This is a genomic window from Sphingomonas sp. S2M10 (assembly GCF_012650175.1).
Classification (GTDB): Bacteria; Pseudomonadota; Alphaproteobacteria; order Sphingomonadales; family Sphingomonadaceae; genus Sphingomonas.
The window spans coordinates 1-1,111 of sequence record NZ_JAAILI010000001.1 but is presented as its reverse complement, the minus strand read 5'-3'; the positions used below and the strand labels follow the sequence as shown (position 1 = coordinate 1,111).

Annotated in this window: 2 tRNA genes and 2 rRNA genes; all 4 read left to right on the top strand. The window is 58.5% G+C overall.

Annotated elements, in window-relative coordinates:
• Positions 1-220: ribosomal RNA gene (locus S2M10_RS00020) — 16S ribosomal RNA — on the top strand; the annotation flags it as partial.
• 180 nt (positions 221-400) lie between these two features.
• Positions 401-477 (top strand) — tRNA-Ile (locus S2M10_RS00015).
• Between the two features lie 58 nt (positions 478-535).
• Positions 536-611, top strand: a tRNA-Ala gene (locus S2M10_RS00010).
• A 404-nt stretch (positions 612-1,015) separates the two neighbouring features.
• Positions 1,016-1,111, top strand: a 23S ribosomal RNA gene (locus S2M10_RS00005); the annotation flags it as partial.

The window sequence follows — 1,111 nt, the reverse complement described above, 5'->3', positions numbered from 1 at the left end:
GAGCATGAAGGCGGAATCGCTAGTAATCGCGGATCAGCATGCCGCGGTGAATACGTTCCCAGGCCTTGTACACACCGCCCGTCACACCATGGGAGTTGGGTTCACCCGAAGGCGTTGCGCTAACTCGCAAGAGAGGCAGGCGACCACGGTGGGCTTAGCGACTGGGGTGAAGTCGTAACAAGGTAGCCGTAGGGGAACCTGCGGCTGGATCACCTCCTTTCTAAGGATATCGGCGGAAAGCGCTTTCTGGTTCGCCAGGGAGAAGAGCTTCCTCCATTCCAAAGAACATTTGCCGCCGTCCTCATGTCCCTTCATCACTGGATACCAACCCTGAGGGGTTGGTTGCCTGAGCTGGCTCACGCCGCCCGCGGCCTTTAGTGGCTAGTTCGGGGTGGCGAATGGGCCGGTAGCTCAGGTGGTTAGAGCGCACGCCTGATAAGCGTGAGGTCGCAAGTTCAACTCTTGCTCGGCCCACCATTCGCTGGTTGCGGTAGGCGATGTTCGCATTGTTTGCCGGCACCTTCGAAACGTTTCAGGGGCCTTAGCTCAGCTGGGAGAGCGGTTGCTTTGCAAGCATCAGGTCATCGGTTCGATCCCGATAGGCTCCACCAATCCGCAGCGGACGAGACGAATTAGCCACGCTAATTCGCACGCTCCGCAAGGACGGCCAGCGCTGCGAAGCGCGCCACAAGGCGCAGCTTTGCTGCGACTGACGGCGCAGCGGGCAGGGTAACGCTTCCGAGATGGCGCTAGCCAATATCCAGAGATGAAGACACGAGATCCGCTGCTACGGCAGCGGTCCTACGATCCCATGGATCGTGAGCTTTTTGACATTGTGAATGGGTTTTTCAAATCGATGCCGTGGCGGCGTCGGTTTCCGTCGTGAGACGGGAGCTGATGATCGCCGCAACAAAGGCTGAGATTTTCATCCACACCGATATGCCGCACAGCGCTGCTCTGCCGAGTTGGTGTTTGCTGATAGCAAGCGCCCAGCGTTGTCGTTGGTGGTGTGGACTCTCAAGCGTGAGGTAAGGGCATTTGGTGGATGCCTTGGCATGTACAGGCGATGAAGGACGTGGCACGCTGCGATAAGCGTCGGTGAGCTGTGAGC